The organism is Blautia sp. AM42-2, from assembly GCF_003480245.1.
Classification (GTDB): Bacteria; Bacillota; Clostridia; order Lachnospirales; family Lachnospiraceae; genus Fusicatenibacter; species Fusicatenibacter saccharivorans.
In genome coordinates this window covers 749-23,498 of record NZ_QUIM01000020.1, presented here as the reverse complement: position 1 = coordinate 23,498, position 22,750 = coordinate 749, and the positions used below count along the sequence as shown (strand labels likewise).

Annotated in this window: 21 protein-coding genes and 1 pseudogene; 3 read left to right on the top strand and 19 right to left on the bottom strand. The window is 39.6% G+C overall.

The window, feature by feature from the left end; all coding sequences use genetic code 11:
• Positions 1–26: 26 nt before the first annotated feature.
• Entirely contained in the window at positions 27–1,364 is a 1,338-nt protein-coding gene (locus DW915_RS14990) for an ABC transporter substrate-binding protein (protein WP_118742407.1), read from the bottom strand.
• 337 nt (positions 1,365–1,701) lie between these two features.
• On the opposite strand from DW915_RS14990, the gene DW915_RS14985 reads away from it, so the two are divergent.
• Entirely contained in the window at positions 1,702–2,004 is a 303-nt protein-coding gene (locus tag DW915_RS14985) for a hypothetical protein (protein WP_330422702.1), read from the top strand.
• 85 nt (positions 2,005–2,089) lie between these two features.
• On the top strand, positions 2,090–2,194 hold the full coding sequence (locus DW915_RS16630; protein WP_158581076.1) for a hypothetical protein: 105 nt from the start codon (positions 2,090–2,092) through the stop codon (positions 2,192–2,194).
• A gap of 181 nt (positions 2,195–2,375) precedes the next feature.
• On the opposite strand, the gene DW915_RS14975 is transcribed toward DW915_RS16630, so the two are convergent.
• Entirely contained in the window at positions 2,376–4,094 is a 1,719-nt protein-coding gene (locus DW915_RS14975; protein WP_118742406.1) for a glycoside hydrolase family 2 protein, read from the bottom strand.
• A gap of 146 nt (positions 4,095–4,240) precedes the next feature.
• Here DW915_RS14975 and DW915_RS14970 point away from each other — a divergent pair, with 146 nt between their 5' ends.
• On the top strand, positions 4,241–5,083 hold the full coding sequence (locus DW915_RS14970) for an AraC family transcriptional regulator (RefSeq protein ID WP_158581075.1): 843 nt from the start codon (positions 4,241–4,243) through the stop codon (positions 5,081–5,083).
• Positions 5,084–5,499: 416 nt separating this feature from the next.
• Here DW915_RS14970 and cytX read toward each other — a convergent pair whose 3' ends face one another.
• The 17 genes and pseudogenes from cytX to DW915_RS14875 form a co-directional block, all read right to left on the bottom strand.
• Positions 5,500–6,660: a putative hydroxymethylpyrimidine transporter CytX gene (gene cytX, locus DW915_RS14960; RefSeq protein ID WP_118742410.1), complete on the bottom strand. Its 1,161-nt coding sequence runs from the start codon at positions 6,658–6,660 to the stop codon at positions 5,500–5,502.
• 115 nt (positions 6,661–6,775) lie between these two features.
• A complete protein-coding gene (locus DW915_RS14955) occupies positions 6,776–7,126 on the bottom strand; it encodes an arsenate reductase family protein (RefSeq protein ID WP_022462799.1) in 351 nt (116 codons plus the stop codon).
• A 214-nt stretch (positions 7,127–7,340) separates the two neighbouring features.
• Entirely contained in the window at positions 7,341–8,204 is an 864-nt protein-coding gene (locus tag DW915_RS14950) for a serine hydrolase domain-containing protein (RefSeq protein WP_118742404.1), read from the bottom strand.
• Positions 8,205–8,282: 78 nt separating this feature from the next.
• A complete protein-coding gene (locus DW915_RS14945; protein ID WP_022462797.1) occupies positions 8,283–8,984 on the bottom strand; it encodes a hypothetical protein in 702 nt (233 codons plus the stop codon).
• Positions 8,985–9,009: 25 nt separating this feature from the next.
• On the bottom strand, positions 9,010–9,351 hold the full coding sequence (locus DW915_RS14940) for an arsenate reductase family protein (RefSeq protein ID WP_055222169.1): 342 nt from the start codon (positions 9,349–9,351) through the stop codon (positions 9,010–9,012).
• A gap of 261 nt (positions 9,352–9,612) precedes the next feature.
• Positions 9,613–10,035: a hypothetical protein gene (locus DW915_RS14935; RefSeq protein WP_118594923.1), complete on the bottom strand. Its 423-nt coding sequence runs from the start codon at positions 10,033–10,035 to the stop codon at positions 9,613–9,615.
• The gene (locus tag DW915_RS14930; RefSeq protein WP_118742403.1) at positions 10,035–11,369 is read right to left on the bottom strand and encodes an AAA family ATPase; all 1,335 of its coding nucleotides are present in this window, start codon (positions 11,367–11,369) and stop codon (positions 10,035–10,037) included. Before DW915_RS14930 ends, DW915_RS14935 begins: the two co-directional genes overlap by 1 nt.
• Before the next feature lie 218 nt (positions 11,370–11,587).
• Positions 11,588–12,010, bottom strand: a pseudogene (locus tag DW915_RS14925) (ATP-binding protein); the annotation flags it as partial.
• Positions 12,011–12,016: 6 nt separating this feature from the next.
• Complete coding sequence (gene istA / locus DW915_RS14920) at positions 12,017–13,555, bottom strand: IS21 family transposase (RefSeq protein ID WP_118742402.1); 1,539 nt, start codon at positions 13,553–13,555, stop codon at positions 12,017–12,019.
• A 710-nt stretch (positions 13,556–14,265) separates the two neighbouring features.
• Positions 14,266–15,045: a hypothetical protein gene (locus DW915_RS14915; RefSeq protein ID WP_118720577.1), complete on the bottom strand. Its 780-nt coding sequence runs from the start codon at positions 15,043–15,045 to the stop codon at positions 14,266–14,268.
• A 121-nt stretch (positions 15,046–15,166) separates the two neighbouring features.
• On the bottom strand, positions 15,167–16,291 hold the full coding sequence (locus tag DW915_RS14910) for an AAA family ATPase (RefSeq protein ID WP_118720575.1): 1,125 nt from the start codon (positions 16,289–16,291) through the stop codon (positions 15,167–15,169).
• Complete coding sequence (locus tag DW915_RS14905; RefSeq protein WP_118742401.1) at positions 16,291–17,118, bottom strand: DUF6414 family protein; 828 nt, start codon at positions 17,116–17,118, stop codon at positions 16,291–16,293. Before DW915_RS14905 ends, DW915_RS14910 begins: the two co-directional genes overlap by 1 nt.
• Before the next feature lie 843 nt (positions 17,119–17,961).
• Positions 17,962–19,434 carry a caspase family protein gene (locus DW915_RS14895; RefSeq protein ID WP_118720593.1) on the bottom strand — a complete coding sequence of 491 codons (1,473 nt, stop codon included), beginning with the start codon at positions 19,432–19,434 and terminating at the stop codon, positions 17,962–17,964.
• Positions 19,435–19,676: 242 nt separating this feature from the next.
• Positions 19,677–20,849 (bottom strand): AlbA family DNA-binding domain-containing protein, encoded by a 1,173-nt coding sequence (locus DW915_RS14890; RefSeq protein WP_158581074.1) that lies wholly within the window; start codon positions 20,847–20,849, stop codon positions 19,677–19,679.
• 42 nt (positions 20,850–20,891) lie between these two features.
• Positions 20,892–21,677, bottom strand: coding sequence for a hypothetical protein (locus tag DW915_RS14885; RefSeq protein ID WP_118742398.1), 786 nt, complete (start codon positions 21,675–21,677; stop codon positions 20,892–20,894).
• A 271-nt stretch (positions 21,678–21,948) separates the two neighbouring features.
• A complete protein-coding gene (locus DW915_RS14880; protein ID WP_147398447.1) occupies positions 21,949–22,236 on the bottom strand; it encodes a hypothetical protein in 288 nt (95 codons plus the stop codon).
• Between the two features lie 88 nt (positions 22,237–22,324).
• A partial coding sequence (locus tag DW915_RS14875) for a transposase (RefSeq protein WP_243033846.1) occupies positions 22,325–22,750 on the bottom strand: 426 nt, incomplete at its 5' end.

Genomic DNA, 22,750 nt, shown 5'->3' with positions numbered 1-22,750 from the left:
TCTGCCTATCCTGTGAAAAGTCTTTTTTATTCGTTTGCTGCTGCGTATTCTTCAGCCCATCCATCAACAAATGCTGTCTGTACACTATCCCATGCGCCTGTACCCTGTGCATAGTTCAGAAGAGCTCCACCAAGATTGTTTTTCCAGTTCTCAGATGGCATTGTTGTAAAGTTCCAGCTTACTGGTGTCTTTCCTGCCTCTGTATACTCAGCATTTGCTTTTACAAGTGGGTTGTCCGGAAGGTAATCTGAGAATGTTGTGAACGGTGTTACAAATCCCATCTCGTTAGCCAGCATGTCACGACCTTCATCGCTCTCAACTACCCATTTCATAAAATCAAGTGTTGCCTGAATGTCTTCTTCTGAAGCGTTCTTATTTACACACCAGTAGTTCTCAGATCCTGTACAAAGTCCCTGATTTTCTTCTCCATCAACTCCGATGTAGATTGGAAGCATTCCCATATCTTCATCTGCTACTTCATTATCTTTGATATCATTGTAAGCCCATGTACCATTCTGATAGAATACTGCTTCGCCAAGTGCAAATTCACTTGCTGCGTCATCTCCTGTCTTAGAAGAAATCATAGATGGCTCACATGTAGAGTTGTTCAGATACAGATCCCAGATCTGTTTGTAGTTGTCAAGGTATGTTCCTTTGATTGCATCTGTGCTGTCAATTCCGTCTGCCTTATACTCATAGTAGATTGGAAGATTTGCAAGGTGTGTCTTGAATCTCCAGTCAGAGGAAGAATCCATTCCTGCTGAAGTAAAAGCTCCTTCTACTCCAAGATCATCTTTGTGTGCCTGAATCTCTTCTGCAACTGTCTTAAGTGCCTGGAAGTTATTCAGATCATCAATTGATTTGATACTTGCATCCGGCAATTCGAAGTATTTGTTCAGAAGAGCTTTGTTGTAGATCAGACCATAAGTCTCAATAACATAAGCGATTCCGTCTACTGCGTCGCCATCTTTTAATATATAATCGTCAGACTCGACATCTTTATAAACATCGCTGTCTGAAAGGTCATAGCAATAATTTTTCCATGTAGCAAGTCCAACCGGTCCGTTTACCTGGAACAATGTTGGTGCCTCATCTTTTGCCATCTCTGATTTCAACTGTGACTCGTAAGTTCCTGATGCTGCTGTCTGTACATCAACCTGAACACCCGTCTCATCTGTATACTCTTTTGCAAGTTCTACCCACTGGTCAGCCTGCTCTGGTTTAAAGTTCAGATAATAAACTTTTCCGGATGACTTATCTCCTTTCGCTGTTTCATCTCCGCTTGATGTGCCTCCACATCCTGCAAGCATTCCGCCTGCCATTGAAGCTGCAAGTACAAGTGCAAGAATCTTTTTCTTCTTCATAATTGAATCCTCCTTTTATGATTACCTGTCTTTGTTTTTCTTGATGATGTTATTATAAGAAAAAGTTCCAAAATAAGATATAATAAAATTCCAAGAAACATAACACTATTTCAAGATTATTGTAACTTTTGAAGATTTTGTGTATGATACAAGAGTTCGCCAAGAACCAAAAGTAAAAAATAAAGGTAAAATTTACTTGTTATAAATAGGATTTGCAGAAAGGATGTTTGAACTCGTCTAAAAAGTTGAGTGACTCAACTTTTTAGACTGACTATCATTTATGGAGGTATTCACTATGGCAGAATAAACCAGTCTGGTTGCACAGCAGGTCCGCCTTATGCACTGGGCAGAACAGATCAGAGAATGTCAGAACCGTCCGGAAGGTATGGATGTATCGACCTGGTGTAAACAAAATAACATTACAAAAGCCAACTATTATTATCCACTGAAAAGGGTTCGGCAGATGTACCTGGATCAGCTTCCTGAGGCAGAAAAGCCTGCTTTCGTTGAACTTCCGCGTTTAAAAGCGGAAAGAACAGCAACTGTGCCCGAAGTTCCAGTGATGTGTATCAAAAACGGAAATGGACTTTCGGCAGATATATTTTCTTCAGTTGCTCCGTTGTCTGGTAGAGTCATTTAGTCATGTTGAATGATGCCGCTGTTTCACACTTCAAAAAAGTTTATCTGGCCCCCGGTTATACGGATCTCCGCCGGGGATCGATGGATTGGCTTCTATTGTACGCTTTCAGTTTGAACTTGACCCTTATGATAAAAATACGCTTTTTCTGTTCTGCGGAAGAAAAAAGCAGCAGGATCAAGGCACCAAATAAATTGTTTAATCCTCTTAATGTCCGTGTATAGCAGATTTGTTTGTACAGTTTTTCAAATTTGCTCATTTATAGCTATACATTTAAAAGTTTTGCACTTGTTTTTTATCTCACCAAGAAAATTGTAAGAGGGTCAGACCCCAATGTCTCTCACACGCTTTCTTTTATACTCTGCGGGATGCTTTTAATCCTCGATTGCTGCCTTACGGGCATTGATTGCCTTTATCACATCCATATCAAACTTGGGTTTACGTTCATAGGTATACAGACCGTTTAACTCCTGCTCCACATCATACAGCTGGGTATAGCAGAAGGCAAACATATGGGGATTGTCCAAAAGGGCATCGGTCAGTCCCTTATATCGGTTCAGGAATTCCTCCTTGGTAGCAGGACCTACACCATAGCCCCAGCCATCCTTTCCAACACCTTCCTCGTCCCACTTGATACCGCCATACTCACTGATGAAGGTAGGGATACCCTTTACAGGTGTCTGCCTGTAGCCATGATTATCTTCCAAATCACCTCCCTGTTTAAAGGACTCGTAGGTTGCTGCAAACTTTGCCGGATCCTGCTCATAATTGTGTAAGTCATAGATGTCCGTCACCACATGATAATTTCCGCTGGTATCAATGCAGGGTCTGGTGGTGTCATACAGCTTTGTCATCTTATACACATTGGCCAGTAAGCTGTCATCCTGCCTTCTTCCCTCATAATCCCATGTCTCATTAAACGGACACCAGCCGATGATGGCGGGATGGTTGAAGTCTCTCTCCAAGGCTTCCATCCACTCAGGCAGGAAATATTTTAATGCTGCGGGATTGCTGTAATCCAGTCCCCAACAGCCCTGCTCGCCCCATACCAGATAGCCTGCTTTATCGCAGTGATACAAGAACAGAGGCTCAAATACCTTCTGATGGAGTCTTGCGCCGTTGAAGCCTGCAGCCATGGACAGTTCCACATCCTTGACAAGTGCTTCCTCTGTAGGCGCTGTGTAAATGCCATCCGGATAGAAGCCCTGATCCAGCACCAGTCTTTGGAACACGCTCTTATCGTTGATGAGGAATTTCTCTCCATCCAGTCTTACCTCACGCATACCAAAGTAGCTTTCTACCTTATCTTCTCCATAGGTTAATGTAAGGTCATACAGTCTGCCATGACCCGGCTCCCACTTTTCCAGACGGGACAAAGGAAGTGTCATGGTAACGGTGCCGCCCTCTGACTTTGCGCTTACGCTGCCACAGGGCTCTCCCCCATAAAAGGCCTTTGCTTCCAGTGTGCCCTGCCCCTTTACTACCGCCTTAATTCCCAGAGTTGCCTCTGCCAGGTTTGGATAATATTGCACTTTTTCAATGTAGCTTTCCGGTACCCACTCAAGCCATACCGTCTGCCAGATACCTGTCGTTCTGGTATAATCACAGCCTCTGGAGTAGAAGAAATGACTCTGCTTTCCCTTGGGCTGCTTTCCGCCTCTCACATCATCTGCTGCAAAAAGCGTAATGTCATTTTCTCCTTCCTTTACAAGCTTTGTAATATTAAACGTAAAGGAAACATAACCGCCCTGGTGTCTGCCTGCCTCTACTCCATTGATCCATACTCTTGCATCATAGTCCACTGCGCCGAAGTGTAAGAGAAGATCTCCCTTCAGCTCCTCCCCTGTCAATGTGATGGTGCGGTGATACCATACGCCGGGGATAAAGTCCTTATAGCCGATTCCGCTCAGATCACTTTCCGGGCAGAAGGGCACCAGGATCTTCTTCTCCCAATCTGTCTTTCCTTCCTGCCATTTCTGATCTATGCCGCTGCATCCAAAGTCAAAGGAAAAATCCCATTCTCCATTCAGGTTTTTCCAATGCTCCCTCTTCATCTGGGGCTGGGGATGCTCCGGTCTGGGTATTTGTGTCATAATTTTTTCCTCCTGTGATCATTTATTTGGGTTGATTTCATTTTTATTTTATATAGTGAAAGCCGTAGTTGACAGGCTTGCTCCTTTTTACTACAATGCTGTTATTACATTATTGCAATTTGCTTTCAAAAAATGGAGGAACCACCATGCCTCAGGAAATTACACGCACACAGATTGAAAAATACACTGTCTACACCGGCCCTACCGCGGAAAGCTTTTCTCCCATCATGGCCGGTATCACTTACCCAGATCCTGCCTATGAGATCCTGGTTTATCGCAGACCCCTGTGTGTGTTTGAATACGTTTTAAGCGGCCGTGGACATATCGAGCGAAACGGCAGTATCCTCACTGTAAATGCCGGAGATGCCTATATCCTTACTGCCGGCACCTACCACCACTACTATTCAGACAAAGTTGATCCCTGGACCAAGATCTGGTTCAATGTCAGCGGCAGTCTGGTACAGCATCTTCTCTCCGATTACGGCTTAGACGGTGTCACCCTGATCCCCCGCTTCCATAACGAAACACCTCTGACCCGGATCCTTGATGCCTTTACCGCCGACCCTGTACACTCTGCTGACAAGCTGGCTGTACTGCTCCATCAATATATTCAGGAGATTGCGGATTTTCTGGCAAACAAAGTTCCCATCAATCCTACTGCACTGGCGATCCGCAATTATATCGATATGCACTTAACAGAAAGTCTGTCCTTGGATCATCTGGCAGATACCGTTTCCCTGTCCCGCTCCAGGCTCATCCACCTGTTCCAGGAGGTATATCATGTTGCTCCCTACCAGTATTACCTGTCCCAGAAGTGCAAGCTGGCCCAGTCCATGCTAAGCCGCACCACTCTTCCTGTTTCTGCCATCTCCACACAGCTTGGGTTCCTAGACCCTCACCACTTTTCTTCCTTTTTCAAGAAACAGTGCGGTCTGTCCCCGGCTTCTTACAGAAAACTCCACACAGCGCCTGGGAATTTTCCCACCTAAGTATTATTCTTTCTAAAAATGGAACCAAGGCAACGAAACTACTTTTTTAAGTACTTTCATTGCCTTAGATTATAGTTCATTTTCTTTCTGTTTACGATACAAAATACAGCTAAAAAGGTATGAATTATTGCTACTACATATTCGGTTTACGTTTACCATTTGGGCTTCGATTTGATTTGCAATCTCACCCACCTAATCGCCTGATCAAGTTTCTGTTCGTAGGCTCAAGAACTTTGCTACACCACTTCCTCCATCCATACCGTTACTGATACCGACTTGTGATTCGCTACACTTGGCGGTAAATACCCGTGACTGGACTTGCACCAGCAAGATTAGTGCCATGCTCGGCACACAAAATGACTGCCCCGCCTGCTCAAATGCAGGCAGAACAGTCATCTGATCTTTTTATTCACTTTTTATGAAACAAATTTTCCAACGATCAGGCAGATTACAATCGTAATCACCATATCCGGCAGAGTGTTTCCCAGCGGCATGTCGATGTTCATCAGAATTCGGTATACCACAAATCCAATCACCCAGATGATCAGATTCGGAATATGTACGGCCAGGCTGCTCTTGTCCCGTTTCAGCAGGAAAAAGTCTGCAATCTGGATTGCGATCATCGGTGCAAAGACCGAGCCGATCAGATAGAGGAAATCTGTGATGTTGTCCATCGGATATACAATCGCTGCGATGGTTCCAATGACGGTGACAACGATGGCCACATGCTTTCCATTCCATTTGCTTACGACAGTCTCGCTGGAAATTCCTGCGGAGTAGGCATCCAGAAATGTCGTTGTTACTGTTGAAAATACAATAATCAGAAGGCCCGCAATGCCAAGGCCTGCCTTCAGCATGATCTGCGCGATGTCATATTCTCCGGTGATGATCGCTGCTCCCATTCCAATCACATACATCCAGCAGCTGACGATTCCATAGACAACCGCGCTGATGGCCGTTGCTTTGACCGGTTCTTTTGCTTCTCTTGTGTAATCGCTGATCAGCGGCAGCCAGGATAACGGCATCGCAACCGCAAGTTCTACTGCTGCACCGAATGTCATACTATCATCCAATGGTGCTCCTGCTCCGCCTCCGGCAAAGATGACCTTGCTCAGGATCAGGCTAAGCAGAAATAATGCTGCCATGGCAACCGTGTTGATTTTACCAAGATTCGTGATTCCGATCACAATCCAGAGAATAATCAGGACTCCGATCACAAGGCACCAGATCCATCTGCCCGTATGCATTACGCCATCTGCGGCGAGCGCTCCGTCATAGATCATGATGGCGGTCCAGCCAACGAGCTGCAATACATTCAGGACAGCAAAAAGGATGCTTCCCTTCTGTCCAAAACTCATTTTTACGGTTTCCATGGCACTTTTTCTGACCCTGCCGCCGATCACGCCCGCCAGAAACAGCATCAGGCATCCGATGATATGGCCGATAAGAATCGCTGCCAGACCTTTTCCCATGCCGAGCGGTGCAAGGTAGGTTCCGGTCAGGATTTCGGCAATCGAGACACCTGCCCCAAACCAGATCAGGCCATTCTCGAACAGGCCGGTACGTTTTTCGTTCATTTTCATGTTCCTCTCTTTGCTTAAATTTTCATACCGGAAACCATTTTAGCACAGAAGGGAAAATGCGGCAATGAATTTACTCTATCCGTTCATCTGACTCCCAATCTTTCTCCAATCATCCCAGCTTTTCAGACCATTCTGCTTCCTTAAAGCCGATCAGCACGGTATCACCATCGATCAGCAGCGGGCGTTTCACCAGCATACCATTCGTGGCAAGAAGCTGCAGCTGTTCCTCTTCGCTCATGGCAGGAAGTTTGTCCTTCAGTTTCATTTCTTTATAAAGAAGGCCGCTGGTATTAAAGAACTTTTTAAGTGGAAAGCCGCTCTTAGAATACCATTCCTTTAACTCACCGCAGGTTGGATTCACATCCACGATGTTGCGCTCGGTATATTCTATTTTCTGTGCATCTAACCATTTTTTCGCTTTCTGGCAGGTTGAGCATTTTGGGTAACATATAAATAACATTTCTCCATCTCCAATCAAATATAATTTATCCATAATCCTGTATCTTTTGCCGGAATCATTTCAGCACAGGAACGGAGGATCGGCAATTATTTTCCTTCTTCCAAGATCAATTCCAGCACCTTCATCAGCTTCGGAATCCAGCCCATCTATCTTATATAGACGAGCTGTTTGAGCTCTTTTGGTCTTTCCTTTTTCACAATTATGCAATAATAATCTATAACTTTGCACATACCAAATCATACAAAGCACTCATAAGTTCTTCCCCGTTCCGGCATTCTGCGACCATCGAAATAACCGCATTCTTGTCCGGAAGGATCATAGAAATCTGAGAATATTTTCCATCCGCCCGGTAGGAATTGTATTCTCCTCTCCAGAAAAGATAACCATAATTGTCTGTATCGGATGCTGCTGTACTTTCTTCTATCCATTTTTCGGATAAAATCTGTTTTCCATTCCATTTTCCCTTATTCAGGTAAAACAATCCGAATTTATGAAGTTCAGAAAGTGTAAGGAACAATCCACCTGCGCCAAAACTGTTTCCAAGAGGATCCGTCTCCCATGTCGGCCGCTTGATTCCAAGATGTTTAAAAAGCCTTGGTGTAAGATAAGAGACCAGATCGCATCCGGAACGTCTCTGTACAAGAATGCCTGCCAGGTAGGGACCAACATTATTATATACAAAATGTGTACCTGGCTTATATTGAAACGGAATCGCCAAAGACATTTTTACCCAGTCATCCTCCTGGTATAATGGCCGCTGTTCTCCCATAAGGCTGCCCTGTTCCTGTCCTAAACACATCGTAAGCAGGTCTCGAACCGTTGCCATTTTCAGATTATCATTGATCACATCGGGTAAATCTTCGGGAAAGGCATCCGTCAGTTTTTCATCTAAAGACAGTAATCCTTCCTGGACAGCAAAACCAACTGCACAGGATGTGAAGCTCTTCGTTGCAGAATAGATATTTCTACGGCATTCGGGTTCGCTGTACCATTCATTTATGAGGTCGCCATCTTTTGTGACCTTTATTCCAAGGACGTGAAAGGTTTTTGCAGCTCCTATAAAATCAGATATGTCCATAGCTAGGTTCCTCCTTTATTTTTGCTATAATAATTTGTAGTATCTTTGCCATGTTGTCTTTCTGAAATTTTTATAAACCTATGTATATTTCCTCCTCATCAACCACTTCTGATCAATACATTTCACCTCACCATTAAAACGAATATGAAGATGAACTCCGCCAGATCTCAGATTAATCTTTTCTACGATTCCATCTCCGAATTTCGGATGTGTGATATTGTCTCCAATTTTATATTGAACAACTTCATCCTTCTGCTTCTGTGCTTTCTGCTGGCGCTGATACGTATCTCGAATCGGCACTGTCTTATCATGAATCCGGCTTTTTAATACTTTATCATAGTTATGATCCAACAGCGCCTCTCCTGCCTTATAATAAGGTGTCGGTGCTGCACCTATAAGAGAACAACAATATTTCCACGCACTTCCATGTGTTCCAGCCTGCCATTTATACTTCTCAGGTATCCGCATATTGTACTGCATGTAATGCGCATATTCATGCTTGAATAAATCGATACGGTCCTCTTTTGACAACGGATTGTTGACTCCATACGCAACAAAGAGCAGGGAAAAATGAAAATGTTCCTTTTCATGAGCACTCTGCCTTGTATAGGATCCCAGAGAATCGGTCTCAAATCCAAATGTTACCGGTATTTTTGCTCCATTCAAATGAAATTTCCGGTCCAGTTCCTGATATAAATTCTGAATTAATGCTGTCAAAATTGGGATTTCTTTCTGCAGCCGCTGGCGTAAAAACTGGTTTTCTTGATCATAATAAGTCATTCTTTCATGTTTCCTCCCAGCTTTTCTATTGCCACTTCTTCCATATCTCCGGCTGATAACCGAGCGTAGAAAGTTTTCCATTTCTGACCACTGGTGTCTTAATTACAGATGGATTTTCCATCACTTTCTGAAGCTTATCCTCATCAGCAATGTATTTAATCAAAGCTAATAAATCCTTGTCTTTGCCATCCCAATTAATCATATTTTCCAGTCCGCCATTTGCCTGAGCTACAGAATTAAATTCTCCTTTGCTCATGCCTTTTTCCTTCATATCTACAAACTGATACTTGATGCCGCGCTCTTTGAAAAAACGCTCGGCTTTCTTTGTATCGTTGCATTTCTTTGTTCCAAATATTTGTATATTCATTGTAATATTCCCTTCTGGATCCAAAATTATATTTAATTCTTCGGATTATCCCTTTCGCAATAAAGCACTATAACAACTGTGTCATTAATCCTCAATAACCAGTACCTTCTCACCCTATCACATTTCCGAGATAATCACACCTTCACTTAAGGCGACTTGATTCCATACTTTACAGATCAGTTCATACTTATTTCAACTCACGTCTTTATGGAATACGACTGTAAGAAGATCCAACTTTACAAATTTCTTTTTTTCTATTTTCTAGATTTTTTCTTCAATATATCCCGTTTTCTGTAGTAACCGACTCTTCCATCGTATCTGATATTTCCTATACGCACTGGAATGTATTTCCTGTGTTTTACATTTATTCGCAACAATTCGGTATTGCAATTGATATTCCACTAGCTGAGACCGCAAAGCATTTTCCGTTGCCTCTAGTTGACTGGCAGCCTTCACAAGATCCGATCCTTTTAATTCAATCAAATATGCTGTCTTGGAGGTTTCGTTCATAAGAAGATAATCACATCTGTCACCTGTCTTAATTACTTTTCCGTCTATCTGATAATGTGTTACTTCCGAATTTGAAACATTATTTGCTTTATGATATTGTGGATTCCCTTTATCTCGAGAAACAATCTGTTTCGCATTTTTGCCACATAAAGATATAAATCCGTTTAACGGCATTAGAACACCACACTTTCTTCATTGGTAGTCTGTAGTTCCAGCAATCGTTCAAAATCTTCATTAATCACTTTGGAGATTTCATCAATTTTTTCATTTTGAATCATATGAATATCTGCATCCATACAATTTTCAATTGTTCCATTTTTTACAAACCAAGAATCAAATGCATTATAATCCAGCCATAAAGATTCCCGAATAATTTTGTTTGCTTCTTTTCTCGCCTGTGGCGAAATCGTTTTTGCATATAATAAATTATTTAACGTTCCCAATACATACGGGCTATGTGTTGTCAGTACAATCGAATGTCCACAGTTATTGACTAATGCAATCAATTCCGTAATATATTTCTGTGATTCCGGAAACAAATGTGACTCCGGCTCTTCAATAATAAATAGAATTTCTTTTTGTTGAACTAAGTAGTAAAACAATAGATTCAAAATCCAGACACATTCCTGCTGCCCCGAAGACGAAAAGTTTATCTTTACATATTTCCCATCCTCTAAAACAATCTGTTCTTCTCCATTGCTATAACGGTAAGTTCCACGCAGTATTTTCTGAGTTAAATCCAGTGCCTGCACCACAAGTCGCGGTGACAATCCAGAACGCCCCGATGAATAAGCTAAGCCCTGCAGCCCCTCTGAAAATTCTGGTTTTAATCGAAGTATCCTCTCCAGGTAATCTTTTGTGCAGGTATCCAAAGATCTTTTCTGCATATCATCCATTGTGGCATAAATATAACTCAATTGCTGAGAAAGCAGCGTAATCATACTGCGTCCTGCCGGAATATAGACGACAGAACAAGAATCCTCAAAAATCTCATATAAATTCTTTTTAAAAATCCTCAGATCCTCTTCAGAGACTCCCAATGGTGTTACAGAAAGTGTATGGTCATTTGCTTTCAAAAAACGAATCAGTTCATTACTCATCGTGATCCAAATGTAGTTTGGTGTAGAATATCTGCTATCATTTTCCAAAGAAATCTTAACATAGCATGCCTCAGTAAAATGATATTCCATGTACATGTCGTTTGGCATGCCCCATGATGATCCAAAGGTTCTTAAAAATTTTTCACGCAAATAATTTTCAAGAGCTTTTCTCAAAGTAATTCCATGTTCTATACTAAGAGTACTTTTCGCTCCATATACAGGTGTCGCATCCAATGCCTGCGATTTTGCAAGCTCGATGATATCATCTTTAATTGTTCTAAAATAATAAATTGCTTTGGCAATTGTACTCTTTCCAGATGCCTGAAAACCCGTAAAGTTCATAAATTGGGAACACTCCAGTTCACAGGTCTCAACAGGACCGAGTTTGTTGATAATTAATTTTGGCAATGTATATTACTCCTTGTCTCATTTATAATAGTTATTGGTTTAATTGGGTTTTGAAAAACATTTTTTCCTCATCATATTCTTACATGAAATCTAGCTAAAACATCATTCTTAAGGGATCATCACAAAATCTTTCCATAGATTTTTCTGGGCTGGTATGATATATTTATGTTTTCTTTAGATTTTTTATTTTCTCTTTCGAGTACCAGACCCAATGTGTACATGAGTAAGTCCGGCATACGGACATACCTGGTGTTGTAATACTGCTTGCAGGCTTCCATACCAAAGGCACATGCCATATATGTTTTGCCACAGCCTGTTGCACCGGTAATAAATAGATTCCGGTGTTCAGATATATATTCGCAGGTTGCAAGTCGCTTTATCAGTTCTTTGTTTAACCTGCGTCCAGAAGTATAGTTGATATCCATGATGCTTGCTTCCGGCTGATCAAATCCAGCGTTGCGGATCAGACGCTTCTGGCGGTTATTTTTTCGCTTGCTGTATTCGATATCCACCAGCATTCCGAAGCGATCCTCAAAAGGAACTTCTTTGAATTTAGGATCGTCAAGCTGGGTGCGGAATGCATCTGCCATTGTGGTAAGACGCATTTCAATAAGTTTATCTATTGTACTCTGATTTGTCATATGTGATTACCTCCGATAGTAGTCTGCACCTCTTGTGATGCCGTGTGCTTTACGTGTGGTCTTGGACTCAGATGATTCCGATTCTGTTTTTACAGAACCCGTTACAAGGATGTTTTTGATACTCTTGTAACTGGGCGAGGATGTATAGGCCAAAGCCTTTTTACAGGATGCTTCAAGCAAAGCCTCTGAATATTTATCAGCAAGCTTTAGAAGTCCCATACAGCTCCGATACGTCTGTTGTTCCACTCGTTTGGAGGTCAGTATTGCATTGACCACAGTGTACGTATTTATGCCAATCCGCTTAGCCCATTTACGGAAACAGTCGCCATTCCACTCCAGATACTTCTGGTGGTCTTCCGGCATATGCTCTGTAATGGTACTGTACTGCCCAGGACGTCCTTTCAGACGCCGATGGGAAGCAATGCGGTTATGACTGTAAAAAATTTCAACGGTTGTATCTGTTATCTTTACATCAACTTTCTTTTTGATGTATTCATACGGAACTGAGTATAGCATTCCGTCCACAGATATGTGATAATTGAACTGAACAGTGGCTGTCTTCCAGTCACTCAGTTCAAAACGGGTTGCAGGTAATGGCGCAAGAAATGGCTTTTCATCTTCAAGGAATAAGTCTAACCGGCTGCCCTCTTTCTTTTGAAAGAGTTTTCGGTTGAATTGCTCCAGCTTTTCTCTGATTGCACGGTTTAATTCGGCAAGAGAAAAGAACTGCTCATTACGGAGTGCTGCTGTTATCCAGGTAGAGAGATTTCCTACCGTTCCTTCCGCATTTGGCTTATCCTTGGGTGCTCTGACACGAGCCGGAATGATAGCTGTGCCATAGTATTCTGCCATTTCCTGATAGGTTTCATTAATCTGCTGGTCTTTCCAGCCACCATTATGGACGACTGCAGTTTTGCAGTTGTCTGGTACAAGGATTCGGGCAACGCCGCCAAAAAACTCGTACATATGGACATGGGCGTTAATCCATGATTTCTGCTTCATATCCAGGAAGGCTTCTACATACGCATACTGGCTGTAGGTCATTACACCTACGAATATGTAAGCCTTTAAGATTTCACCAGTATCTGGATCGATGATTGTTGCAGGATCACCTGCCCAGTCGACCTCGACCTGTTCGCCAGGTTTGCGGTTGATATGCATGGTAGCACGTCGTTTCTGCTCATCCTGTTGGATGTGATAACAGAACTGTGAATACATGAGAGGTTCCTCGCCGTTAGCACGGCAATCCTCCATGTATTCCGTCCACAGGAGCTTTTTGCTGACTCCGTTACGGAGCAACTCCTTGCGGATGTAATCATAGTCCGGCATACGCTTGTTTTGTGATACCGTACTTTCCTTGGAAAACATAAGCCTTTGAAGTTCAACATCTGTCATGGATTCATCGAGAGGCCAGAAAAGCTTTAATTCTCTGGCACGTTTTTGAACTTTGACTACAGTTTTCTGAGCAACACCACAGCTTGCCATGATGTTGCGTTGAGAGAAGCCCAATCCGGTAAGCCGGATGATTTCTCGATACTTGGTCATAATCGTGACCTCCTTGTAATGAATTTACACTATAAAGTGTATATCTCCATTATAAGGATTTAATAACAAAGTGATTTCCTTTTTAGCGGAATAATGATTTCCTTTAAAACGGAACGGTGATTTCCATAAACCGGACAGGTGATGGACTTCGCTCCGGATTATTCAATAAATGCGGGCCTCCGACTACCTGCATTTCTTTTGCCATCCTTCTTTTGGTTGTCAGGCATACTTCCTGTTTACACACTTCAGGAAGAAAATGCAGGTTCTCTCCAGTTGATATATATTCCCTGTGTAACATGAATAGTTCCCACCAACGCCGCAGAAGTATGTAAAATCTCACCGTAACGATAAGTACATATGTTGCCTTCCATCCTGACCACGATGTCGGCCCTCTGGTTCTTTTGGGATTTCGGCGCTCACTAGCTATCCCTGTTACCTTGCTGTCTACGCTTAGCCTGCAGCGTTGCCGCGGCAGACTCAACACTCGCTTCAAATGCTGTGGTTAGCAGCTTATTTGATGGGGCTTCCACCCACCGGACTATATACCCTTAGCTGGACGCACGGTCAGACCCCGAGAGTCTCCAGACAAGCTAAACTTATCCCTCTTAATCGATACGCATTCCATCACGATAAATTTTCTGATATTTTTCTAAATTTTGTTCATACTATATTCGCGTGGTCAAGTACCCATATCAAGCTAATAAATATTATTATTTTCCCAGTTTTTGCGAAAGGGTGTCTAAAATATTTTGATTGAATTTTTCTGATAGAAACGATGTAATATCAGCAAGACGATTACAATACGTTACAGTTCCCATATCGGCAATACGTCTACTTTTACTACGAGGATATTGTTTTTCTATTCGTTCTTTTTCTTCATTCATAAGAAGTTTTAATTTTTCAATATATTCACATATTTCGTGAAGCGTTATTGTAAAGTCCATACCTAAAAACGAATTATTATCAGCTAATAATTTTTTCCAGTTAATTGGTAAAGGAAAATTGCTTGAATCTAGAATGATATGGGTGGATCCCTTAAATAAATATAACCATTTCAAACATTCAGTCAAATCTTTTCTAAATAATAAAAGATTATATATATCAGGACAAATAGCTGCTGTCGAGCATTCAGCAGTAGAATGAACAATGTTAACATGGGATTTTATTTCAGCATCCTTTTTCCAAGTTTTTAATAATTCTACAGTATATTTGTGTTCATCTTTATCAATTACAATGGAACAGTTTGAACACAGCCAAATGCCATTATCTATAGAACTTCTCTCTTCAGGTGTCATAGCAGCATTATAACGAGGCCCACCTGGTGCAGCTGCAGTTATATGAGCCGCAATTCCTATACTGATTGATTTGGAGCCTCCCTCTTGAGCTCCAACAGTTGGTTTTTGGCAATCTGGGTTTGAGCATCGATATCCCGCACGCTTGGCAAGCATATCTTTTACTTGCTGTGAAAAATCATCTCTATTTTTATTCATTGCATTCTCCATAAGAAATCAGTTTTGTTAATGTGCTCGTGGTGTCAAGTACCAGTATTCCATCAGCTGAAATATTGAACTTCCAAGGTACAAAGCTCATTTTAGGCGTGGTAAGTCTTAATTATTGAATAATGCCCCTTACTTTCAATATTTCAAAGTTTATCGCATCCTCAATATCGTTCCTCAGCATACGCATATTGGGATAAGCACCCTCTTTAATAACTTTTTCAAAAAACGATAAAACAGAATTATTTTCAATAAGCACTTTATCCTCAGCATCTATCTGTTCCATTAGCCCTGTATAACATTTTCTTGCAATTTTCAATTTATTATCTACGCTAATCGGATTAAAAATAACAACTTTAGAAAATCTTGAATAGATTGGTGTCCCCAGATACTTTTCCGCTTCTTCTTCAGTTCTGTAATTCGTAGTGCAAATAATAATACACTTGGAAACATCCACTGAATAATTCGAATCGACAAAAGTACCTTCATCAAACATTTGATAAAAAGCATTGTAGAATGAAGGAGATACCTTATCAAATTCGTCTAACAGTATAACATTAGATCTGCGTCTAATCAATTCACGAGCCAAGCTATCCTCACCATGATCGGCACCAAAAATGTACTGATAAGCACTGTTCGTCTGCTGCATTGAAAATTGGATTCTAACCATATCCGTACCTAGACACGAACTAATATATTTTGCCGTCTCTGTTTTTCCGATACCTGAATCACCCAAAAATAGAAGCGTAACTGGCCTTCTACGCTCACTATTCCGTAAAGCATAAATTGAAGCCAACGATTGCTTCATTACATGGGGTTGTCCTATTACAGCATCATTAAACCCTTCAGACATCTTACACATATCCTCTATTGTGATTTCAGGATATAAAGTCCGATGCTCTGTGATTATTTCTTTTTCGTAATTCTTTACAATATCCTCATAAATTTTTATCGGAGGATTGCAAAGCCATAGATTTTTAACATTAACTTTCAGATTACGCAAAACATTGTTAGAAAAGCCAAGAATTGCCCACTCTCTCACACCACCGTAATCGTCCGTGTGAACTAGAAGATTCTCTACTTCCATAGGTGGATCTTTTTTTCCACCTACACCTTCAATCTTTACGTCAGTCTTATTGATGTGATTAACAACGTCCACCAAGAAGTACTCACCTGTAAGTTTTTCAGTCGCTTCTTCGAAATCTTTGTCCGCTCCCCAATATATCTCTATTCTATCCATTATCCCTCCAACACCCCAGCTAACACAACATCGTATACATCAACTCCAGTAGCTGTAGAACTGTCTTCCAATGTAGAATCATAATTTACACGTTTAGACACTTTTGTAGTTCCAAACTCAAACTCTTTTTGAACCTGCAAATCAGACTTTTCAATTTTTCCCACATGGATCGCATAGTATGTAAGTCGCATCTTAGGTAAATCAGACATCGTATAGCTGTTTCTGAAAGCGCTACGATTAAATCTCAAAATGACATCCTTACCATCAACAGTAGCCACAAATTCATAATAGCCACGGCCTTTCTCTATGGCTTCCTCTATTTTAGTTATGTCAATTTTCATCGCTTCGCCATCGTCGGTCTTGAATGGTAATTCGCCATCAATCATGCTAAGAAAAGGAGCTATTAGCATAATATACGAAAAGGAATTTACTTCCGGTCTAACAACCACTTTAGGGAATACTTTAATACCGCTACAACGCTTATTCTTTGATCTGCGCTGGTCAGCATCAAGCAGAGCAATAAAATCTGCAAGCAGTGTATTTTCAAGAATATTTTTAGCAATCCTATCGGACTTTCTCGAAAGATCTGTATTTACACTCGCTTCTACATTGACTGTCGCACCACTTAAAAAAGTAAAGATTTTGGATAACGCATTTTTTTCAGTTCCTATGCCACCCTCTATACCCACAGTTCCCTCAATTCCAGAGTTAACTTCAGTGATAAACTCTGTCGTCTTCTTAAGTTCACCACCTGCAATAATCTGCATGAAATCCGCAACAAATGCTTCGTCAAAATATACTATTTTCAAAAAATTTGTATTGTCCATAATTCTTTCTCCTTGCAAATTACTCAAAGCCAAAAACTTTATCACCCCTAAACTATAAGTGGTACTATTGTAAGTCCTCATTAACCAGTATCTTTTCATCCTACCACATTTCTGAGATGATTACCCCTAACATTTCCAATCATAAATTCGTACAATTTGTTCGGTTTGTACAGTTCGTTTCATTTTATCCAAGCGGATTATCTCAAAAACGCACTCCAAAGACTTTTTAGCTGGCCGCTTCCCCTCCATTCGAAACATGCTCAGAATCCTGAAGATTTTTCTAAGACCGTAATCACAATCCTATCATAAATTTGTGTATTCGCTGGATTAAGCATTTGTATCTACACTGATCCAGATGATTATACAATCTATTCTTATTTTTGATCTTTCGACATCTCCTCCCTGGTCCACTTACCAGTTTTTAAATCAATGAATTCATCCAACTTGATCTTTCCCTCAAAATCAGCTCCATACTCACCTGCCTGGGTCTGGTCGTCAAATTTAAAGCTATTGTTATAATATCTACCTGTCTTGGTTTTACAAATCAGATCATTCCTAACCATAAACTGGATCACTCGCTTATGATTCGTTAATCCTCAATAACCAGGATTTCGGCGCTCACTAGCTAGCCCTGTTACCTTGCTGTCTACGCTTAGCCTGCAGCGTTGCCGCGGCAGACTCAACACTCGCTTCAAATGCTGTGGTTAGCAGCTTATTTGATGGGGCTTCCACCCACCGGACTATATACCCTTAGCTGGACGCACGGTCAGACCCCAATGTGGTCAACTCACAAACGAGGGCACCAAGCGAGTGATTGATATTTACGTTTATCACGATATCTTTCTATAATAAATCTGAAATGCTCTGTTGAAGATCTATTATTTCTGCCGTATTAAAATGTATTACTATTCCATATGCAATGCAAATATAGTTTCCACTTATAGGATCAAATTTCACACCTGGTCCATAGATATTTCTGTTTCTTTCTCCAAAAACATCCTTGACTTCATCTGGCAAAACATTATAAACCGGACAACTAATTTGCAGCGTATAAAACCCAGCTTTCAAATCATTTCCATGATCGCTGAACCACTCGCTTTCGAAAGTACCGTTTTCAGAAAACGCTTTACACTGAGCCTGATAATTAATTCCTTTCAACGTAAGAAGTATCGGCGTTCCATTAGGAATGTTAGATGATACTCGAAACATCAGTCTTCCACCATACAATTCATCATCTAAAGAAGCCTTAATTTTTAATGCCCTTCCTTCTTCAGGATCTTTAGGCGCTAATTCTTCTGACAGTGGAAGGAGATCTCCCATTTCGACGTAATTGTCTTTGTAGTACCAACGCCCATGTTTTTGCCTAAATCCCCATGAGGATATATAATTATAATTCAGTTGATCAATTGTTGGATCAGAGAACTGAAATCCTTTATTTTTGTAATCAATTCTTGAATAAGCTCTAAGCAAAGGAATTACAGGAATATGATATTGATTATAAGCATCCACATAAGGCATACACTCTATATCATAAATATCTAAATTCTTATCACTATAAACTTTACGTTTTTCAGAAATATATTCAAATATTTCTTCATCTGAATATTGATAGTTAACTGGATACGGTTCTACAGAAAAATAAAAGTCTCCAACTAATGAAGAATATTCCCATGATAATTGCTCTTCGCCATATGTAGAAGATGAAATACTAGATACTTCGTTACGAACATATTTGAACATTTCCTCAATTTTCAGATTTGGTATAGTCATTGCATCCTTTAACACTTGGGTATATAAACCATTACTACCTAAACCATCTGAAGCACCACAATCTGCACTTGTAGAATAAGCAATTATAGTTCCTTTAGGCGGATTTGAGATAGCGGTGAACCCTGTCGAAAAACCTCTTCCCATAGCAAATGGATTGTTTCGACATGCATCTAAAATACAAATAATGGTTTTTGCATTATAAGCAGATACTCCCTCAAGAAAAACATCTAAACTGTAGCAAGATACTTTAGTCTTTGCTTCACTAGTCATCTGAAGATCTATTGGGATAATATAATTCTTTCCTTCAATTTGCATACCATGACCCGCATAAAATAGTAATCCAACGGCATGTTCATCAAGATCCTTCAAAAAAGTATTCACAGCCCCTTGAATATCTGTCAACGATGCATCTAACAATGTTGTTACGTCAAAGTTGAGTTTCTGTAATACAGCTGTTATATCATTAGCATCATTTTTAGGATTTTTTAACGGTTCGACATATTGGTAATTGGAATTTCCAATTACTAGTGCAATTCTATCACTCATTATTATACTTATCCTTTCTGCATCAATAACCTGACTCATATCTATGACCATCAATACTAATAATGATAAGCCATTAATTCTTCTTTGAAAATTGGACTTTTTCATCTACACAAAGCAGTTTCATGTACTCTGACAATTCACGTACGATTAAAATCGAAGCAAAAAGAGTTCTGATATGAAATCTATTGGCTCTTTTCCCTCATAGCATCAACTCAAAGATTCTTCAAAGTTTTTAGCTAAAATCAACTAATATTTTCAAAATCTCTATTTTTACATTTTCTATATTCCTTCAGCATTTTTCTCAATACAATTGCATTTTCATATTCTTCTTTAAATGCATCTTGCCTATAACTTTTTGGTAATTTCATATAGGGCAATTGTTCATCTTCCAAATATTTTTGTCTTTCTATCCACTTATCAGCTGCATATTTCTTAAAATCTTCTTTCTCTTCTTCTGAAAAGAAAATTAATATACATTCTTCAAATTTTCCTCTTGCACTCAATGCTTCGTGACTTTCATTATCACACAAAAACTCATGTAATATCATTTCTTTTGTGTCATTTACCATAAATTTAAAAGAAATATTTTTTTCATTTAATCCTTCAAACAAAAAGCCCGTCCATGGAACGTTTGTAAAATATCTACCGCCATCAAGTGCTATTCCAATTGTAGAAAACAAAGTAGTTTGATGATATCTAATATAAATATTGTGCCAATGTGGTCTACTATCCATTTGACTAAATAGATAATATTCATATCCATCTCTATCATCGCATTCGCAATGTTCAATAATGTATTCTGGCGCATACTTATAATACTTACGAATCATAGAACTATTGTCTTCTACATCCAACCAATCTTCTTTACTTTTCAAATAGAAAAATGCCCGCTCAAGTGATGTATCTAATAAGCGAAATCTCTTTTTCCATAAATATTCTATATGTGAGATTTCTGCTGTTTTATTTTTAGGTGTATTACTATCCATAATTCTTGTATATATATTATTCGCATTAACACTTCGATAATTTTCTTCTAAAACATATGGAGTATAATATCCATTTTTTACTATTATAACATCAATCACACCATTTTCCAATTGCAATGGTTCCACCATTACATGCGGTTTTATCCCACCCATAAATTTTTTATTTCTTAAAAAATCTACCAACATCTGCGTCGTTTTTCTATCCGCAGAATTTGTCAAATCATTAACACAATAATCTTTTTCTTCATCTATGCCAATAATGATGTATGCATCTCGATTTTCTAGATTATTCGCCATACAGATAATATCATGTAATAAATCTGCCTGCTTTCCATCTTCATACCATTGCTTTTTAAAATCCCAGTATGCTCCTTCTTGCTTATAGGATATCAATTTTAGTACTTCATTCTTTTGTTTTTCCGAAAGCATATTTTTCTCCATCTAAATTATGTGGTTAACGGTGGAAGCCCCTTAGTAGCGCTCATTTGATCCATCATATTTTCCTTTTTGAATTTTCATCGATAAGGAAGCAATACTACTTCCTGCTTTCTTTGGATTCTGGTTCTCTATTTCTTGCTCTATATATTGCACTTCTCGACTTAATCCACTACTTGTCTGTATAAAAGCTGTATCTGATAGAAAACCATACATTTCTTGATAGTCTTTTTTCATTTCCGAAAGAATCAATTCAAATTGGGCTAAACGAACTTTATTATGAAAGACAAAATCGGCAAACATCTTCCATGTGTATGTCTTCACTTTTCTAATAACAACAGGATTCAACATCGGTTTAATTTCTACTGATCCAACCATTTCAGACGGAATTGATTTCTTTGCCATCTCTAAATCAGCCACTAACATAGATTGCGCATTATGAAATGACCAATTTCTTATATCAAGCAATTCCTTCAGCGTTTTATTACTATTCTCAGTAAGACTACTTTTTAAAAATCCCTTCTTTTCGAGAAGTTCCCTTACACTAATGTAGGAAAAAGATGAAGACTGATGATCTGCCATAAATCGAAGTAATTCTCTCTGCTGATAAAGAATCTTATCATGAATAGAATCATATATGTTTGCTGGGATAAAACCATCTAATTTGTACTTTTCCAAAAGTACCTCGGCTTCATCCGAATAATTCCGAAACTTTTCCAAATCGATAATTACTGGTACAATAAGACTCTTTAGTACCAAGCAACCATCTTCAAGTGAATTTATTGCAAATTGTTTATATTGCTTTTTATTACCTTTTGACATAATTTTCACCTCAATTTCATTTATTTGTTAATAATTAATGAGTGCAGACTCTCCTAGCATCTACTACGAATCATAAGTAGCCAAGCTTATCTAGTGCCACTTCACCCACTCTATATGTCCTTTTCTTGGCACACGGTCAGATCTCAATAAATCTCGTTTATCTAAAATGCTTATCCTTTCAAAACTTTCAGATTCACTTTCCATTGTAATGCGACAGTCCTTATTAAAATAACAGCTCCCATCTAAATAAATATTCCAACGGAATCATAAATCACTTATCTCTACAATTCTCAGATTTTTTTATTTGGTCTGCATACAAATTCAAAACTCTCCACATCGCAATATCTATCATTGGCATTATGCATACCGCTAATATTACCAAATACAATATATTTTTTTCATCCGGAATTATTTTTCCAGTTACATACCACCCAATCACTAAATATCCTACAACCACAGATTGACACGCTATCAAAAAAATATCATCTTTTGTATTCTTCAAAAACTTTTTTATCTTTCTTTTATATGTTCCCCATGATAAACGCTCAAAAGAATCCATCCAAATATATTTTCCTAGTACAATTGCTAATATCATAAAAAATATTTTATTATCTATAAAATGAGCAAATAACGAAAATTGCACAAAATTACCCTGCAATCATTAAAACATCCTTCAGCGAAGCTCCATGCTGGATCAACCGATAAATGGCCGTAATCCGTTCTTCCTTTAACTGTTCTTGAAGGTAAAAATAACCTTCTTCAAATGTGCAGTATTTACCTTTACACATGCAGCACAGATAATGGGTTAATGACATGATCAACCAGTAACGCTGGATTCCCTGGCTGGATCGGATCTGATATTTGTCCAGCCCCAGCTTCTGTTTACTCTGCCGGAAAAACAATTCGATCGACCAGCGTTTGGCATACGAATCAAGAATCTCCTGCGTAGACAGGGACACGTCAGTGGAAATAAATACCCTCAGCGCCTTTGGATTCCCAAAGCATTCCTCAGGGTAACTCAGAAGAACAACTGCATTTGAAATCTTATTGAGATTTCCTTCGTAACGGTAAAC

Bases quoted from the DNA above. Each gene is read 5' to 3' on its own strand.
- DW915_RS14990 (WP_118742407.1), bottom strand. From the start codon at position 1,364: ATGAAGAAGAAAAAGATTCTTGCACTTGTACTTGCAGCTTCAATGGCA.
- DW915_RS14985 (WP_330422702.1), top strand. From the start codon at position 1,702: ATGCACTGGGCAGAACAGATCAGAGAATGTCAGAACCGTCCGGAAGGT.
- DW915_RS14975 (WP_118742406.1), bottom strand. From the start codon at position 4,094: ATGACACAAATACCCAGACCGGAGCATCCCCAGCCCCAGATGAAGAGG.
- DW915_RS14970 (WP_158581075.1), top strand. From the start codon at position 4,241: ATGCCTCAGGAAATTACACGCACACAGATTGAAAAATACACTGTCTAC.
- cytX (WP_118742410.1), bottom strand. From the start codon at position 6,660: ATGAACGAAAAACGTACCGGCCTGTTCGAGAATGGCCTGATCTGGTTT.
- DW915_RS14955 (WP_022462799.1), bottom strand. From the start codon at position 7,126: ATGTTATTTATATGTTACCCAAAATGCTCAACCTGCCAGAAAGCGAAA.
- DW915_RS14950 (WP_118742404.1), bottom strand. From the start codon at position 8,204: ATGGACATATCTGATTTTATAGGAGCTGCAAAAACCTTTCACGTCCTT.
- DW915_RS14945 (WP_022462797.1), bottom strand. From the start codon at position 8,984: ATGACTTATTATGATCAAGAAAACCAGTTTTTACGCCAGCGGCTGCAG.
- DW915_RS14940 (WP_055222169.1), bottom strand. From the start codon at position 9,351: ATGAATATACAAATATTTGGAACAAAGAAATGCAACGATACAAAGAAA.
- DW915_RS14935 (WP_118594923.1), bottom strand. From the start codon at position 10,035: ATGCCGTTAAACGGATTTATATCTTTATGTGGCAAAAATGCGAAACAG.
- istA (WP_118742402.1), bottom strand. From the start codon at position 13,555: ATGACCAAGTATCGAGAAATCATCCGGCTTACCGGATTGGGCTTCTCT.
- DW915_RS14915 (WP_118720577.1), bottom strand. From the start codon at position 15,045: ATGAATAAAAATAGAGATGATTTTTCACAGCAAGTAAAAGATATGCTT.
- DW915_RS14910 (WP_118720575.1), bottom strand. From the start codon at position 16,291: ATGGATAGAATAGAGATATATTGGGGAGCGGACAAAGATTTCGAAGAA.
- DW915_RS14905 (WP_118742401.1), bottom strand. From the start codon at position 17,118: ATGGACAATACAAATTTTTTGAAAATAGTATATTTTGACGAAGCATTT.
- DW915_RS14895 (WP_118720593.1), bottom strand. From the start codon at position 19,434: ATGAGTGATAGAATTGCACTAGTAATTGGAAATTCCAATTACCAATAT.
- DW915_RS14890 (WP_158581074.1), bottom strand. From the start codon at position 20,849: ATGCTTTCGGAAAAACAAAAGAATGAAGTACTAAAATTGATATCCTAT.
- DW915_RS14885 (WP_118742398.1), bottom strand. From the start codon at position 21,677: ATGTCAAAAGGTAATAAAAAGCAATATAAACAATTTGCAATAAATTCA.
- DW915_RS14880 (WP_147398447.1), bottom strand. From the start codon at position 22,236: ATGGATTCTTTTGAGCGTTTATCATGGGGAACATATAAAAGAAAGATA.